Origin of the sequence: Chryseobacterium sp. (genome assembly GCF_045629545.1) — a bacterium.
In the GTDB taxonomy this organism is placed as follows: Bacteria; Bacteroidota; Bacteroidia; order Flavobacteriales; family Weeksellaceae; genus Chryseobacterium.
This window is the reverse complement of the sequence record NZ_JAZQRK010000055.1, coordinates 32,114-48,318: the sequence shown is the minus strand read 5'-3', so window position 1 is coordinate 48,318 and position 16,205 is coordinate 32,114. Positions and strand designations below refer to the sequence as shown.

Annotated in this window: 17 protein-coding genes; 6 read left to right on the top strand and 11 right to left on the bottom strand. The window is 33.9% G+C overall.

The genetic code is table 11. The annotated features are described in order from the left end of the window. From ACKI42_RS13735 to ACKI42_RS13725, 3 genes are all read right to left on the bottom strand, one after another. Positions 1–255: a DUF3820 family protein gene (locus ACKI42_RS13735; protein WP_407406145.1), complete on the bottom strand. Its 255-nt coding sequence runs from the start codon at positions 253–255 to the stop codon at positions 1–3. A gap of 19 nt (positions 256–274) precedes the next feature. After that, positions 275–1,363 (bottom strand): AI-2E family transporter, encoded by a 1,089-nt coding sequence (locus ACKI42_RS13730; protein WP_407406143.1) that lies wholly within the window; start codon positions 1,361–1,363, stop codon positions 275–277. Positions 1,364–1,431: 68 nt separating this feature from the next. After that, positions 1,432–2,166, bottom strand: coding sequence for a hypothetical protein (locus ACKI42_RS13725; protein ID WP_407406142.1), 735 nt, complete (start codon positions 2,164–2,166; stop codon positions 1,432–1,434). A 48-nt stretch (positions 2,167–2,214) separates the two neighbouring features. Here ACKI42_RS13725 and ACKI42_RS13720 point away from each other — a divergent pair, with 48 nt between their 5' ends. Further along, positions 2,215–3,192 carry an aminodeoxychorismate synthase component I gene (locus ACKI42_RS13720; RefSeq protein ID WP_407406141.1) on the top strand — a complete coding sequence of 326 codons (978 nt, stop codon included), beginning with the start codon at positions 2,215–2,217 and terminating at the stop codon, positions 3,190–3,192. Further along, positions 3,176–3,799 (top strand): aminotransferase class IV, encoded by a 624-nt coding sequence (locus tag ACKI42_RS13715; protein WP_407406140.1) that lies wholly within the window; start codon positions 3,176–3,178, stop codon positions 3,797–3,799. The genes ACKI42_RS13720 and ACKI42_RS13715 overlap by 17 nt, the downstream gene beginning before the upstream one ends. A gap of 66 nt (positions 3,800–3,865) precedes the next feature. Here ACKI42_RS13715 and menD read toward each other — a convergent pair whose 3' ends face one another. Next, positions 3,866–5,545 (bottom strand): 2-succinyl-5-enolpyruvyl-6-hydroxy-3-cyclohexene-1-carboxylic-acid synthase, encoded by a 1,680-nt coding sequence (gene menD / locus ACKI42_RS13710; RefSeq protein WP_407406139.1) that lies wholly within the window; start codon positions 5,543–5,545, stop codon positions 3,866–3,868. Positions 5,546–5,632: 87 nt separating this feature from the next. Between menD and ACKI42_RS13705 the strand changes: the two genes are divergently transcribed. The 3 genes from ACKI42_RS13705 to gdhA all read left to right on the top strand — a co-directional run bounded on the left by ACKI42_RS13705 (position 5,633) and on the right by gdhA (position 9,386). Next, positions 5,633–6,583: an isopenicillin N synthase family dioxygenase gene (locus ACKI42_RS13705; protein ID WP_407406138.1), complete on the top strand. Its 951-nt coding sequence runs from the start codon at positions 5,633–5,635 to the stop codon at positions 6,581–6,583. Positions 6,584–6,728: 145 nt separating this feature from the next. Next, a complete protein-coding gene (gene dprA / locus ACKI42_RS13700; protein WP_407406137.1) occupies positions 6,729–7,841 on the top strand; it encodes a DNA-processing protein DprA in 1,113 nt (370 codons plus the stop codon). Between the two features lie 186 nt (positions 7,842–8,027). Then, positions 8,028–9,386: an NADP-specific glutamate dehydrogenase gene (gene gdhA, locus ACKI42_RS13695; protein WP_407406136.1), complete on the top strand. Its 1,359-nt coding sequence runs from the start codon at positions 8,028–8,030 to the stop codon at positions 9,384–9,386. A 143-nt stretch (positions 9,387–9,529) separates the two neighbouring features. On the opposite strand, the gene ACKI42_RS13690 is transcribed toward gdhA, so the two are convergent. Beyond that, entirely contained in the window at positions 9,530–10,018 is a 489-nt protein-coding gene (locus ACKI42_RS13690) for a YkgJ family cysteine cluster protein (protein ID WP_407406135.1), read from the bottom strand. Between the two features lie 143 nt (positions 10,019–10,161). Here ACKI42_RS13690 and ACKI42_RS13685 point away from each other — a divergent pair, with 143 nt between their 5' ends. Beyond that, positions 10,162–10,542, top strand: coding sequence for a group III truncated hemoglobin (locus ACKI42_RS13685; RefSeq protein WP_407406134.1), 381 nt, complete (start codon positions 10,162–10,164; stop codon positions 10,540–10,542). 13 nt (positions 10,543–10,555) lie between these two features. Here the strand turns inward: ACKI42_RS13685 and ACKI42_RS13680 are convergent, their stop codons facing one another. The 6 genes from ACKI42_RS13680 to hflX all read right to left on the bottom strand — a co-directional run bounded on the left by ACKI42_RS13680 (position 10,556) and on the right by hflX (position 15,893). Continuing rightward, positions 10,556–11,626 (bottom strand): calcium:proton antiporter, encoded by a 1,071-nt coding sequence (locus ACKI42_RS13680; RefSeq protein ID WP_407406133.1) that lies wholly within the window; start codon positions 11,624–11,626, stop codon positions 10,556–10,558. Between the two features lie 64 nt (positions 11,627–11,690). After that, on the bottom strand, positions 11,691–12,020 hold the full coding sequence (locus tag ACKI42_RS13675; RefSeq protein WP_407406132.1) for a DUF6122 family protein: 330 nt from the start codon (positions 12,018–12,020) through the stop codon (positions 11,691–11,693). A gap of 1 nt (position 12,021) precedes the next feature. Further along, positions 12,022–12,738: a DNA alkylation repair protein gene (locus ACKI42_RS13670; RefSeq protein ID WP_407406131.1), complete on the bottom strand. Its 717-nt coding sequence runs from the start codon at positions 12,736–12,738 to the stop codon at positions 12,022–12,024. Between the two features lie 7 nt (positions 12,739–12,745). Then, positions 12,746–14,020, bottom strand: a complete 1,275-nt coding sequence (locus tag ACKI42_RS13665; RefSeq protein WP_407406130.1) for a cation:proton antiporter — start codon at positions 14,018–14,020, stop codon at positions 12,746–12,748. A gap of 20 nt (positions 14,021–14,040) precedes the next feature. Further along, positions 14,041–14,592: a DUF4919 domain-containing protein gene (locus ACKI42_RS13660; protein ID WP_407406129.1), complete on the bottom strand. Its 552-nt coding sequence runs from the start codon at positions 14,590–14,592 to the stop codon at positions 14,041–14,043. Positions 14,593–14,666: 74 nt separating this feature from the next. Then, the gene (hflX, locus tag ACKI42_RS13655; protein ID WP_407406128.1) at positions 14,667–15,893 is read right to left on the bottom strand and encodes a GTPase HflX; all 1,227 of its coding nucleotides are present in this window, start codon (positions 15,891–15,893) and stop codon (positions 14,667–14,669) included. Between the last annotated feature and the right edge of the window lie 312 nt (positions 15,894–16,205).

Genomic DNA, 16,205 nt, shown 5'->3' with positions numbered 1-16,205 from the left:
TTAGAATTTATAAACTCTAGGTTTATTAGGTTTTTGAGGATCTGTCTTGGTACGCAAAGGCGTCAGAAGATCCATTAGTCCATTTATTTGTATTTCGTAGATTGTAGAAAGTTGCATTCCCAATTTTCCGGGAGGCATACCTTGTCTGTGAAACCACTCTAGATAACTCACTGGCAAATCTACCAGCAACATCCCTTTGTGTTTCCCAAAAGGCATTTCTATGATGCATATTTCTTTTAATACTTCAGGATTTATACCTTGTTCCATTTTAAGATTATAATATTAAGTCAACTTTTTTTTCTGGCACATCATCCTTATGATTAAGTGTAAGTTCTGGAGTATCGTCATCAGAAAACTCATCTCTGTACACTTGTATTAGTAATAGAGTGAGCGATATTAAGATAGGACCAAACACCAACCCCATGAATCCGAATAAATTCATCCCCATAATAATTCCGAAAACCGTATTCAGGGGATGTATATCTTCTAGTTTTTTAAGTAAAGTAAATCGTAAAAGATTATCCGTAAGACCTACCACTATCAAGCAATAAATTGCCAATCCTATCCCTTGTCCATTATTCCCTTCCGCTATCATAAAAATACAGATAGGCACATAGATAATGGCAGCGCCTACAATAGGAATCATAGAAGCAGCTGCGGTAAGTGCAAATAATAAAATAGGACTCGGAGCACCAAAAATAAAATAACCCACCATTGCTACTAGACCTTGCCCCAGTGCAACTACTGGTATTCCAATGGCATTAGCGATGATCAATTTTCTCATTTTCTCACCAATCAAAGAAATATTCGCTCTCTTTAGAGGAGCAGAACTGGTAAGTATACGTTCGAATAATCTTCCTTTTTCAAATAAGAAATAAAGAATAAAATACATCGATATTATTACAGTAAGGGTATTAAAAGTACCACTCACGGCAGAAGTTGAAAATCTACCCGCAGATGATTTCAGTTTGTCTAAATTTTCTTTACTTAGAATATCAAAATTTGTTTTAGAATAAATAAAATCATGAATTTTATCTACAAAAACATTAAACTTCTCCATGTATGCCTGCGCATTTCCTAATTTTTCTATCAAAAGATCTGCAATAAAATAGACAGGAAGAATAATGATTAATAAACTTGCCAACATAAGGAACAACGAGGCTGCCCAGGGTTTCCACTTCTTTTCTTCTTGCAGATAAAAATTATACTTTCTACAGACTACATAGATGGTAATAGCCCCTAATACAGAGGGCACAAATAGAGCTAGATGATAGCATATTAGCCCCAATGAAATGAGGATAATGGCTATCAAGGCTACTTGCTTTATGGCAACTCCACTGATTTGATTTTCGTTATTCGACATAATTTATGATTTTACTGGTTCTCAAATGTAATTTTTTTCTGAGAACAATGCATCATGCAATATCAATTTTAACTTTTCTCATTGAAAATAGACTTATACAATGAATATATTATCGCATTCCAAATTGGGAAGGTAAATAATGCCCCCACTATACATAAAGCAAAACCGATATATTTAAACAAAAAAGCGACAATTACACAAACAAAAATGGGTAAAAAATGAGCTTTCAGAACTGAAAAATTGATAGAAATTGCCTCAAAAATTCTTCTATTCTGAAAGTACATCAATGGAGCAACAAGCAAAGTACATAATACCCAAATAAAAGGGAGTATAAGCGTCTGAACAATCATAGAATAAAGAAAAAACCAAAAAATATAATAACTAATAAACTTGAAAAACGTCAGACCATTGTATCCCGCAAACAAATCTCCCATTATTATAGGTTCTATAGCGTCTATTTTCCTATAGATTTCGAAGAAACCAATGTTTAGGGGATATAAAAATACACTGACTCCAACAATTGCTAGATAAAAATTCTCAAACCCTGGCGTTGCCATAATAGTGGCTATCTCTGTTTTGTAAGCATCCATCCCAGATGGTCCCACTTGCATATAAGTATTAGCCGCTGCCAAAAATTGGTTCATAATATCATATTTTCCAGAGAAAAACAAAAAGACACTAAAGAAAATACCAAGATAAACAATAGAAAATAACAGTTGGTAAAGCAAAGTTTTGTTCCAATAATAGAAAGCCTGCTTTAGGATCAATTCGATGGTAGGTTTTTGTGGATAATTCTGCTGCATTAAAAAATATTTTATGCAAAAGTAAACATCAATAACTACTTTTGCGAAATGTTTTCGGCAAATCATCAAAAATTTACTCAAATGGATGAGCTTTCTCAGCAGAAAGTTCCTTTTTTCTTCATCATCGACTTTTTAGTGAACCAAATTGAAATTTTCACAGAACCAGAAATTGAAAAAAACGGTTTACAAATAGATTTTGAAAATTTTAAAACTAAAAAAATAGAACATCCAATTACCAAGGATATTGTTTGGAATGCTTATCCAGAAACGCTAGAAAGCTTCAGAGAAGGCTTTGTAAAAGTGCAAAATCAGCTTAAACTTGGCAATTCCTACCTCGCCAACTACACCAGAAAAACAAAGATTGAAACCAATTTGTCTCTAGAGGAAATTTTTTATCGATCTCATGCAAAATACAAAGTTTTATATCAGGATAAATTCGTATTTTTTTCACCTGAAATTTTTGTTAAAATTATCGACAACAAAATCTTTACTTATCCGATGAAAGGGACAATAGATGCATCTATAGATAATGCAGAAGAAATTTTGAAAAACGATAAAAAAGAAAAAGCAGAACATTATACCGTAGTTGATCTTTTGAGAAATGATCTGAGTAGAATTGCTGATGAGGTAAATGTAAACGATTTTCAGAGGATTGATTTTTTAAAAACTCAACAAAAGAACTTGCTTGCGATGAGTTCTAAAATATCTGGCGATTTGAAACCCGAATTTCAGGGTAAAATAGGAAGCATTATGCAAAAATTGTTGCCAGCAGGTTCTATTTTGGGAGCGCCGAAGAAAAAAACGCTAGAAATTGTATTGGATGCCGAAGGTTTTAATAGAGGATTTTACACTGGAGTATGTGGTTGGTTTGATGGCGAAAATCTAGATAGCGCAGTAATGATACGGTTTATAGAGAAAGAAAATAATCAATTATATTTTAAGAGCGGTGGCGGTATTACCCACATGAGTGCGTTAGAAGATGAGTATCAGGAAATGAAAAATAAAATCTATGTCCCAATTTATTGAAAGTATCAAAATAGAAGATCAGGAATTATTCCTGCTAGAATATCATCAGAAACGTGTAGATCAAACTTTCACTCATTTTGGGAAGGAAGGCTCGATAGATTTGGAGAAAATCTTCAAAAAACTAGAACATGATGAAGACGGACTTTATAAGTTTAAAATAATCTATGATCTGGATAAGCGCGTCCGTACGCAAATGATTCCGTATGCAATCCCCGAAATCTTGGATTTTCAATTGGTGGAAAATAATAGTTTCGACTATTCTTTTAAGTTTGAAGACCGCAAAGAATTAGAAAAAATGAAGATGAAATCTCGAGCGGGAGAAATTATCATCGTGAAAAATAACCACATTACAGACACTTCTTTTTCTAATCTTTTGTTTTTGAAAGGTAAAGATTGGTACACGCCAAAAACTTATCTTCTGAATGGTGTACAAAGGCAATATCTTTTGAAAAAGAAAAAAATAAAAGAAGCCGATATTACATTGCAGAACATCAAAGAATATTCACATTTTCAGCTTATCAATGCGATGAATGATTTCGATGATATGTTCATTTATTCTATCGACAAAATTAATAATCTACCTGAAAAGAGCATTTATAAAAACTAATTGTTTTGTTTATATTGATAAAAAAATCCTTCTACTGTTGATGTAAAAGGATTTGTTATTTTTAGACTAAAATTTTGATTTTAAATAATTAAAATATGCTTTTTGTATCTCTGCATTATTTTTGCCTTGGGTAGAAACCTCCATGATTTTAGGTTGTATGTCTGCCTTAAAGAAATTATCCAAAACGCGATCTAATGTACCATCATCTTCCACTTTTATATAAGAGAAACCAAAATGTTTCGCCATCATTTCGGCATTTTTGTGATGCTGCGTTGCAATAAACTCGTCTACCGTATTAGTATTGGCATTTCCTGGACCAGGAATTATTTTAAAGATATTTCCTTCTCCATTATTAAAGATAATAATTCTTGTAAAAGGTGGAATATACTGATTCCAAAGTCCGTTGATGTCATAGAAGAAACTAAGATCTCCGGTAATCAAAAGTGTAGGATTTGTATTTTTTATGGCAAATCCCATTGCTGTAGAAGTAGAACCGTCTATTCCGCTTGTTCCTCTATTGCAATAGATTCTTCTTTTTCCAAGCTCGAAAAGTTGTGCATATCGTATCGCCGAACTATTGCTAAAATGAATATTATAATTTTCTGGAATTCTTCTAGAAACGGTATTAAAGAAATAAAAATCCGAAAACTCTACCAAATTAAGGAAAGATTGATGTTTCGCATCTTTTTTATCTCGCAAAACGTCCCACAAATTGTAATAAGGTCTTGGTTCTAGATTGATAGAATTTAGCAATTTGGAGAAAAACACTTCTGGTTTCACCTCCAATTTTTGGGTTAAGCAATAGTAGGTATCAGGCTGCCAAACCTCATCCAAATGCCAATGTTGCTTTGGTTTTGCTTTTCTTAGGAATTGTTTTACTTTTTTGGAAACTACATTCTGTCCCACCGTGATTAATAAATCTGGAGCATACTGAAGATAATCTTCATCTGTGAAATTGAAAATATAACGATCAATATGCCTGAAAAATTTCTCGTGATGAAGATTAGAATTGGCTTCTGATAAAATTACAACCGAGTGATTTTTTACCAATTGCGAAAGTTGGCTTTCCAATTCTGCACTGTAATCGCGAGTTCCTACAAGAATCATAATGCGCTGAGAAGTGTTCCACTCTGCGATGATATTTGAAGAAATTTCGAAATCTTTAATTTTTATCGTCTTTTCTACTTCTGGGAAAGTAGGTAATTCTGAAACTAAATCGTATAAAGGTTCTTCCAACGGAATATTGATATGTACGGGACCTTGTTTTTCTATACAAAGCTCTATCGCTTTCTTGATAATGGAAGAATTGGTTTCTTCAGAATTTTCTTTGCTGTCTTCTAACAACTGAAAATCTCCGTAAGAATGCTGATGAAAAAGATTATTCTGCCTGATCGTTTGCCCATCAAAAATATCTACAAAATCGGTTGGACGATCTGCAGTAACGATAAGCAATGGTATATTAGCATAAAAAGCTTCTGTAATCGCAGGATAATAGTTGGCAGCGGCAGAACCACTGGTGCAAGTAATTGCTACAGGTTTTTTTTCGCTCTTTGCCATTCCCAAACCTACAAAAGCAGCACTTCTTTCGTCTACAATACTATAACAATTAAAGGCATCTATCTCTGAAAAATGAATAGCCAAGGGCGCATTACGAGATCCTGGAGAGACTATAATATCTAATACATTGTACTGCTGAAAAAGATTAGCTAGCACCTGAATGCTACGTTTGGAAGAATATTTTTTCATAAAGCAAATTTAGTTTATAAATTATTAATTCTGAAATCATTTAATTTAAAAAAAGCGTAATTTTGCAGAACGTAAAATTTCTATAAAATGGATAAAATACCTAGTGTAGACCTGCGTGATTTCCTTTCGGGTAACCCGGAACGCAAACAGAAATTTGTAAATGAAATCGGAAAAGCTTACGAAGAAATTGGTTTTGTTGCCCTTAAAGGCCATTACCTGAGTGATGAGTTAGTAGAGGAGTTGTATGGAGAGGTAAAAAACTTTTTTGATCTTCCTGTAGAAACCAAAAGAAAGTATGAAATCCCAGGAATTGGTGGCCAAAGAGGCTACGTAGGATTCGGGCGAGAGACTGCAAAAGGTTTTAAAAAAGGAGACTTAAAAGAATTTTGGCACTTCGGACAATATGTAGATGAAGACTCCAAATACAAACAGGAATATCCTGACAATGTATTCGTAGAAGAGCTTCCCAAATTTAATGAAGTTGGAGAACAAACGTACAAGATGCTAGAGAAAACTGGGAAATCAGTTTTACAAGCTTTGGCAATCTATTTAGGTTTAGACGAATTTTATTTTGATGATAAAATTGCTGAAGGTAATTCTATCCTAAGACCAATCCATTATCCACCCATTACCCAAGAGCCAGATGATGCTGTAAGAGCAGCTGCGCACGGTGACATCAATCTTATTACTCTATTGATGGGTTCTCAGGGGAAAGGTCTTCAGGTACAAAATCATGATGGAGAATGGATAGATGCAATTGCAGAACCAGACGAATTGGTGATCAATGTAGGAGATATGTTATCTAGACATACCAATAACAAGCTAAAATCTACCATCCACAGAGTGGTAAATCCGCCTAGAGAATTGTGGGGAACTTCAAGATACTCTATTCCTTTCTTTATGCATCCCGTGAGCGAAATGTCTCTGAATGCGTTAGAAAACTGTATCGATGAAGAACATCCAAAATTGTATGAAGATACTACAGCAGGAAACTTCCTTTACGAAAGATTAGTAGAGCTAGGATTAATTAAGAAATAATCTTAATCAACTATTATTTTATTCCCTCAAGAAGCTTTGCTTCTTGAGGGAATTTTATTTATTAAAGGTATCTCAGCAATCTTAACGAATATTTTATTTATTTAATTTAAAATAATAGTAAATTCGTAATTACAAGCACATTAAGATGTATACTGAAGAACAACTCTACTCTATCGCACTTCGCGAATGTAAATACATTGGTGATATGAATTTTTACAAATTAGTACGAGCCTTCGGGAGTGCAAAAACTATTTGGGAAACACCGTTAAGAGAACTGAGTAAAATCGATGGAATAGGAAGAAAAATAGTTTCTGACATCGGAAACCCCGCGCACCTGCAATTTGCAGAAAATGAAATTCAATTTTGCGAAAAGAATAATATCACCATCAACCTTAGACATCAAAATCAGCTGCCTTTTTTACTGAAGGAATGTGAAGATGCGCCTTCTATATTATATCAAAAAGGAAACTTCAATTCTACGTTGAAGCCACTAAGTATCGTTGGAACACGAAATATGACCTCCTATGGCAAAAAATTTCTTGAAGATTTTTTCGATGACTCCAAAAACTATCCTTTTCTCAGTATTAGTGGTTTGGCATTGGGTGTGGACAAGGAAGTACACGAGCAATCCCTACAACATAAAATCCCTACAGTTGCAGTTTTAGCACATGGATTTCATACATTATATCCTTCTAAAAATAGGTTACTATCAGAAAAAATAATTGCTAATAAGGGGAGCTTACTCACAGAATTTAATTCTCGAAGAAAACCAGATAGGGAAAATTTCATCCAAAGAAATAGAATCGTTGCAGGCATTTCGCCATCCACAATTGTAGTAGAAACAGCATTTGGTGGTGGTTCTATAAGCACAGCTTCCTTTGCCAACAACTACAATAGAGATGTATTTGCATTACCTGGCAAAATATGCGATAAATATAGCCAAGGTTGCAATCACTTGATTTATCAGAACAAAGCTACAGCAATCTCCACCATCCAAGATTTGCACGAGAATTTGGGCTTTTATCAAGCATCCGAAAAAATAGGAGAATTCTTCCCAGAAAGCACTATTCAGGTAGAATTATCAGAAAATCAACAACTAATATTCGAGACTGTTCAAGAAAATCCTCATATCACGTTGGATGACTTGATAGAGAGAATTTCAATGGCGTCACACCAAATTTTACCTCTACTTTTGGAATTGGAGCTTTTGGGGAAAATAAAATCGTTTTCGGGGAGACAATTTATAGTCAATGCATAATTAACGATTTATTAATTTTGCATGTATTTAAGATTAAAATTTAATTTTTACTAATTTTTAGATTAAAATTATCATTTTAACAATAATTTCCCACATTATTATTAAATTTTCAACAAATAACAAATATGCTATTGTGAATCTTGAAAAAAAAATTAAATTTGTTGCCATAATATTCAACCTAACTATATGGAACAATATAATATTGACCAGAAAATTCAGGAGTTTATAGCCAAAATTGAGGCAAAAAACCCTAATGAGCCAGAATTTTTACAAGCGGTAAAAGAAGTTGCTATTACAGTAATACCGTTTATTCTGACTAAAAAAGAATACACCGGGATGAAGCTTCTCGAGAGAATGGCTGAACCTGAAAGAGTAATCATTTTCAGAGTTCCATGGGTTGATGACAAAGGAGAAATCCAAGTAAACAGAGGTTTTAGAATTCAGATGAACTCCGCTATCGGACCTTACAAAGGAGGAATTCGTTTTCATCCTACTGTTAACTTATCTGTGCTTAAATTCTTAGCATTCGAGCAAGTATTTAAAAACTCTCTTACGACACTTCCTATGGGTGGTGGAAAAGGAGGATCAGATTTTGACCCACAAGGAAAAAGTGATATTGAAGTAATGCGTTTTTGCCAAGCTTTTATGACAGAGATGTGCAAGCACATTGGTCCTGAGACTGATGTACCTGCTGGTGATATCGGAGTAGGAGCAAGAGAAATCGGTTACTTATTCGGACAATACAAGAAAATAAGAAACGAATTTACAGGTGTTCTTACAGGAAAAGGTATTGCTTACGGTGGTTCTCTTATCCGTCCTGAAGCTACAGGATACGGTGTAGTTTACTTTGCTGAGCAAATGCTAAAAACTATAGGACAAACTTTTAAAGATAAAGTGGTTACTGTATCAGGATTCGGAAACGTAGCTTGGGGAGTTATCAAGAAAGTACACGAATTGGGAGGCAAAGTAGTTACGATCTCTGGACCAGACGGATACATCTATGATAAAGACGGAATATTTGGTGATAAAATAGATTATTTATTAGAACTAAGATCTTCTGGTAACAACAGAGCTGAAGACTATGCTAAAAAATTTCCATCTGCAGAATTCCATGCTGGTAAGCGCCCTTGGGAAGTAAAATGTGATGTTGCCATCCCATCTGCTACTCAGAACGAACTAGACGAATCTGATGCAAAAGTATTGGTTGAAAACGGATGTCTGTGTGTAACTGAAGCTGCTAACATGCCTTCTACACTAGACGCCATCAACTATTTTGTAGAGAAAAAAGTATTGTTCTCACCTGGTAAAGCGTCTAACGCTGGTGGTGTAGCTACTTCTGGTCTAGAAATGACACAAAACTCTATCCGTCTAAACTGGACATCTGAAGAAGTAGATGCTAGATTAAAAGAAATTATGATCGGTATCCACAAAGCTTGTAGAGACTATGGTAAAGACGAAGACGGCTATGTAAACTATGTAAAAGGTGCTAATATTGCAGGTTTCGTAAAAGTAGCTGAAGCAATGCTTGCTCAAGGTGTAGTATAAATAAATGTAAGGCCGAGTGCAATATTCGGCCTTTTATCATATTCCTGTTTCCGGGATTAATGGAGAAAAGTAATTGTAAAAAGGGAAAAGCATTGATGTCTATCAATGCTTTTTTTTATGCTTAAATAATTTTGATATCTAATCTACTTATTGATATTCACCATCAATTTTTCTACAAAATCTAATGCTGCAGGACAGATTTCTGTATTTTTTACCATGATATCTGTGATCTGAAATATTTTTTTTCTATCCGTATGTGGATATTCTCTGCATGCCTTTGGACGTACATCATAGATATTACACGAGTTATCTTCGTTTAGGAAATAACAAGGTAATTCTTTCAGTACCAAATCATTATCCTCATCAATCCTTAAAAATTGTGCCTCAAAGTCTGCAGATTTCATTTTTAGATGCTTAGATATACGATCCACATCTTTATCGGTGTACATTGGGCCTGTAGTTTTACAACAGTTGGCACATTGCATACAGTCTATTTTCTCAAAAACTTCATCGTGCGTCTCTTGTACCACATAATCTAGATTTTTGGGTGGTTTTTTCTTAAAACTATCTAGAAATTTTTTATATTCTTTTTGCTTTTCTAAAGCTTTCTTCTTTTCAATTCTTGAATCCATTGATCATTTTTTCCTTAAAATGGAAAGGTCATTTTAATTTTAATTCATTTTAAAATCTTTTGCAAAGATAAATTATTGTTGATGTGAAATTTATCAATTCCAACAATCTTCATGTACATTTATATTTAATCTAAATTTGATGTATGAAAAATCTAGAAACCAGAAAAGATATAGAATTACTTGTGAATACATTCTATACCAAAATAATAAAAGATGACCTGATAGGATTCTTCTTTAAGGACGTTGTTAATGTAGATTGGGACAAGCATTTGCCTATGATGTACTCTTTCTGGGAAAGTATCTTATTTGGGCAGATGAGCTACAAAGGAAACCCAATGCAGAAGCACTTCCCCATCAACCAAATGCAAGCAATGGAAAAGATACACTTCGAAAGATGGCTTTTGCTTTGGAGAACCACTATTGAAGAGAATTTTATTGGATTCAATGCAACAATGGCCATTACAAAATCAGAAAACATCGCAAATCTTATGGCTTATAAAATGGAAATGGCGAGAAAGAATTAATTTAAAAAAAAAATTAAGGTACGATAACGGTAAAAATATAGGCCGCAAGATTTACCAATAAAACAGTCCCATAGAGGACATTGGTTTTACCTCTGCTCAGCGACAACATTACGATAAATACCGTAAGCGAAAGCAATATAATATCTTTCTTATCAAGCCCTAAGACCAAAGGAATATCATAGATAATACACACCACTGCAACTGCAGGAATACTAAGACCAATACTAGCCAAAGCAGAACCCAATGCCAAGTTTAGACTCGCCTGTATTTGGTTATTTCTCGCTGCTCGTATTGCTGCCAATCCTTCTGGTAACAAAATTACTGCGGCAATGATAACGCCTACCAATGATTTTGGAGCACCCACACTTTGTACCATATTTTCTATAGTTCCCGATAGACCTTTTGCCATCATAACTACGATAATCAGACAAATGATTAGAAAGATAAAACTGACAATAGTTTGCTTATTATTTGGTACAAAATGTATACCTGCATTCTCATCAACACTTACAAAATAACTGCGATGTCTTACTGTTTGTACCATTAAAAAGACGCCGTAAATTACCAAACAGGCTATTGATACAAAGGCAAGTTGCGCTTCATTATAAAAAGGACCGTTGATACTAGAGGTAAAATTGGGTAATACTAATGTAATGATCAATATAGAAACAATACTTACTAGATACGTTGTAGCAGAAGTTCTAGCAAAATATTGCTCAAAATACTTTACGCCGCCCACCAATATACATATTCCTAAAATTCCGTTTAGAATGATCATCACAGCAGCAAATACGGTATCTCGAGCGAGTGTCATGGCTTCTTTACCTCCAGCGACCATCAAAGAAATAATTAGCGCTACTTCAATAATAGTGATACACAATGCGAGAATGATCGTGCCATATGGTTCGCCTACTTTATGCGCCACTACTTCTGCATGATGTACGGCAGACAATACACTTGCCGTGAGCAATATACCTGCAATTCCATCGAAGAGTGGGCTATGCCCCATAAATCCTGTAAAATAATACAATACAGAGAGAATGGGAAAAATGTAAGTATAATGTAAAAATTCTTTTAGTTTCATAATTGGGTTAAAATACAAAAAATCTATGAGTAATCCAATATCGAAAGGAAAAATTAATAATATATCATTTGCACCAAAATACAAAATCCTGATAATCAGTAATAATATGAAATAATAGACCTAGACCTATTATCCGGAAATTTCCTTTAAAAAACAGCAACAAAAAATACACCGCAATTGCATAATAGGTATGAAAATAATGAAATCCTATACTATTTCTAGTGGAATCAAAAATAGGTGTTGCCATCAGATGATCCAAATCTATTACCATTGTACCGATAAAAATACCATACACTTTAATCCATTCCTTTCTATAAAAAATAAATGCTATAAAACCTGGGAAAACAAAATGCAAAAAATAATGCACAAATGTCTTCCAAAAAAAACAATCCATCCTATACTTTTCCTTTTAAGTAAAATTGCCTCACCTCTTCATCCAATTTCTCTACAGCATAGCGCAAGCAAGTTCTTGGCATTTGGTTGTAATAAACATTGAGATAAGCAATTAATTCTTCTTGATTTTTATTACCGATTTCTCTTAATAACCAGCCATTAGCTTTATGCATCAAATCGTGTGTATGATGTAGATTTTTGGTAATAAAATCTTTAGTAAGATTATATTTTCCATTTTTCACAAAATACATCGTTCCCACAATCGCAATTCGGTTGTGCCACATGACTTCGGAAGTTGATAGTTTTCTTAGAATATCTTCTCTGTTATTATCAAAAGCGAAACGACCCAATATCTTGCTGCAGCTTCCATCTACTAAATCCCAATTGTTTACAAATTCGAGATGGTCTAGGTAAAACTGAACAATTTCTTCTTTTATATTAAAATCTTTTGCTCTTTCAAATTTGTAAACTAGCATAAATAAGGCAGTAGATCTATGCTCATGGATGGGGGAAGCTAGCAGTATACTAAGGTCTGCTAAGCTAATCTTGGCAAAGAATTCTTTAGCAACCAATCTTTGGTCAGGAACTTTAACACCAATAAAAACATCGCCTTCGCCGTATTCACCCACACCCGTTTTAAAAAATCGAGGAAAAAACTCTGCTTTTTCAGGGATGGCTAAAGTATCAATTGCCACAATTATTTGATGTACTATTTTCATTAATAACTTAAGCTAATTTTTTTTCACGCTCAGATTCTTCATGAGCAATCTTTTTAGGATTCGCTACTTTAGCAATTGTAAGCCCTTGTACAATAATAGAAAATACAACAACAAAGTAGGTAATACTCATAATAACGTCAGAATTATGCCCTTTTGGGATAGACATTGCCAAAGCAATAGATACTCCTCCACGGATGCCTCCCCACACCAACACTTTTACTGTTTGTGGGTTGAATCGCGTTCTGAATGACATAAACTTGGTAGGTCCCCAAATAGAAATAAAACGTGCAAATAATACAACAAGAATTGCGATTAAACCTGGAATAGCAAATTTGCTAAGGTCTTTTATCATTAATAATTCAAAACCGATAAATAGGAATAAAACTGAGTTCAAAATTTCATCTATCAGTTCCCAAAATTTAATAAGGTAATCTTGAGTTTCAGATTTCATACTGAAATTTCTATTAAAGTTCCCCATAAATAATCCAGCTGCTACCATCGTTAAAGGACCAGAAATGTGGAATTGTCTAGCAATAAGATATCCTCCCATTACCACAGACAATGTTACTAAAACAGATATTATATAATCATCTACATGACGCATCAATCTAGATGAAGTCCATCCTAATAGAACTCCCAGTAGAAGTCCACCACCTGCTTCATGAGCGAGTAATGAGATAATATTTTCACCACTTAGATCTACCTCCTTACCTGTTGCCAATTGAAGAATAACAGCAAATACTACTACTGCCATACCATCATTAAACAAAGACTCTCCTGCTACTTTTGTCTCCAATTCTTTAGATACATTGGCATTTTTTAGGATACTCAATACTGCTACAGGATCTGTAGGCGATATTAAGGCACCAAATACAAGACAATAAAGTAACGAAAGTTGAAAACCAACTAAAGGTAAAATATAGTACATTGCAAAACCTACAATAAAGGTGGAAATTATAACCCCAACAGTAGAAAATATCAATACAGGTCGGAATTGCTCTTTCAAGTCTTTTAAGTTGATATGTATAGCTCCTGCAAAAAGTAAGAAGTTTAGCATTGCGCCCATTAGGACTTCTGTAAAATCTATACCTGTCATTAGATTATGAAGTCTACCATATGTTTTTGGAAGTACCGTTTCGCCAAATAGAATCAGTAAAATAGAGGTAACAATGGCAATTACCATAATTCCAATGGTACTTGGTAATTTTAGAAATCGATGGTTAATATAAGCAAAAATGGCTGCTAAAACGATAAGAACGGAAAATGAATAATATAGTTCCAATGAAGTGTGTGTTTTATGAATTAGTTTAAATAAATTATTTTAATATATATTTTGTTGTTGTCTTTTTCCCAAACATCCATTATATCTTCTGCTAAGGGCTTGGTTTTTCTGGTAAAATCCTTACCCACATTCAGAATGTTGAGAAATATGTATTCGTCATCAACGCTGTTTACCACATATGCGCTTTCTTCTGTTTTACCATCTCCAGAAGCCTTTATGGCGTCGATAAGAAGCCTTAATTGTGTGATATGATGAGAAAAGTTATTAGCATCCTTCAGAAAATCGTAAGATCTAAGTAAAATCAAAATAACATCTAAATTCGTAGGATCTTGTGCATATACTTTCTTTGCAATCTGAATACACTTTTCAAATTCACCCGCTTTGAAGGCATCTGCTAGTTTAATAAAATCATCACTATCGGTTGCCACTTTATCTACCATAAAATTTCTTCCATAGTACAGATGTTTTGCCTCAATGCTATCCAACGATTTGGGCATCATTTTATACTTAAAAATAAGCCTTTCACGGAAATACAGAGATGTTGAATCCTTTAGATTTTTAGATACGATCATTAATTCCGATTTTGTTATCTGGCTAAAACCAAATAACGGAAGCAATAAAAGAAGAGAATAGACTAAGTGCCTCATTATTCTTTAGAAGGAGATTCTTCGTCGTTATCAAAATACTCAAATAGAAAATCGTTGTAAGGAAATCTAGAGATGTGAATTTTCATCACTTCATCGTAGATTAGTTTTTTCATTTCTGGGAAATTTTCCTTTGTAAGTGCAGATATAAATACCGTAGGATATTTAGATTTTGCCATCCAAGTGTTTTTCCATTCAGCTAAGGAGACATTCTTATGAGATCCAGGAGTAAGGTCGTCTTCGTCTTTTTTCTCATAGCTGAAGTCATCAATCTTATTAAAAACCATGATCATTGGTTTCTGATGTGCATTGATTTCCATCAAAATCTTGTTTACAGACTCTATATGATCTTCAAAACTTTCATGAGAAATATCTACCACGTGGATTAAGAGATCTGCTTCACGTACCTCATCCAATGTAGACTTAAATGACTCTACCAATTGCGTAGGAAGTTTTCTGATGAACCCTACAGTATCAGTAAGTAAGAATGGTAGATTTCCTATCACTACTTTTCTTACCGTAGTATCAAGTGTTGCAAATAATTTATTTTCTGCAAAAACATCTGACTTCGAAATCGCATTCATCAATGTAGACTTCCCTACGTTGGTGTATCCTACCAAGGCTGCACGCACTACCTTACCACGATTGTTACGTTGAGTAGCCATCTGCTTATCGATAATCTTTAATTTATCCTTCAGCAAACTAATTCGATCTCTAATGATCCTTCTATCCGTTTCAATTTCTGTTTCCCCAGGACCACGCATCCCAATTCCCCCTTTTTGCTTATCTAGGTGGGACCACATTTTGCTTAGTCTAGGTAATAAATATTGATATTGTGCTAATTCTACCTGTGTTCTTGCATAAGAAGTTTGTGCTCTTTGTGCAAAAATATCAAGAATAAGATTAGTTCTGTCTAAGATTTTTACTTCAATTTCTCTTTCAAGATTTTTTAGCTGTGAGGGAGATAATTCATCGTCAAAAATAATGGTTCCTATCCCATTTTCCTTCACATACTCTTTTATTTCTTGTACCTTTCCACTTCCTACAAAGGTCTTGGAGTCGGGTTGAGTAAGTTTTTGTGTAAAGCGTTTTTCTATCGTTGCCCCAGCAGTGAAAGCAAGAAATTCTAGCTCGTCCATATATTCTAGTAGCTTTTCCTCATCTTGCAATTGAGTAATAACGCCCACAAGAATTGCTCTTTCGTAATTATGTTGCTTCTTTTCTAACATTAAATTCTTTATAATTTATGAGATTTACAAGTTACCATTTTTAAATTAAAAATCCAACTTCGAGCGCGAATGTGAACAATATTTATTATAAAAATCATCTAAAATTAGATTTTTATCATCAAAATCCTATCTTTTCCGATTTATATACAATATTGTTATTTCTAAGTTATTTTAGCTTTTTACCAATCACAAAATAGACACTTTTGATTAGGATTTAAATTAAAATAAATAAAGAGGCTTATTTACTTAATTTTAAATAGTACGAAGGCAACGCATTGTTGCAAATTGTATTGCCTTCCTCACTATAGAATT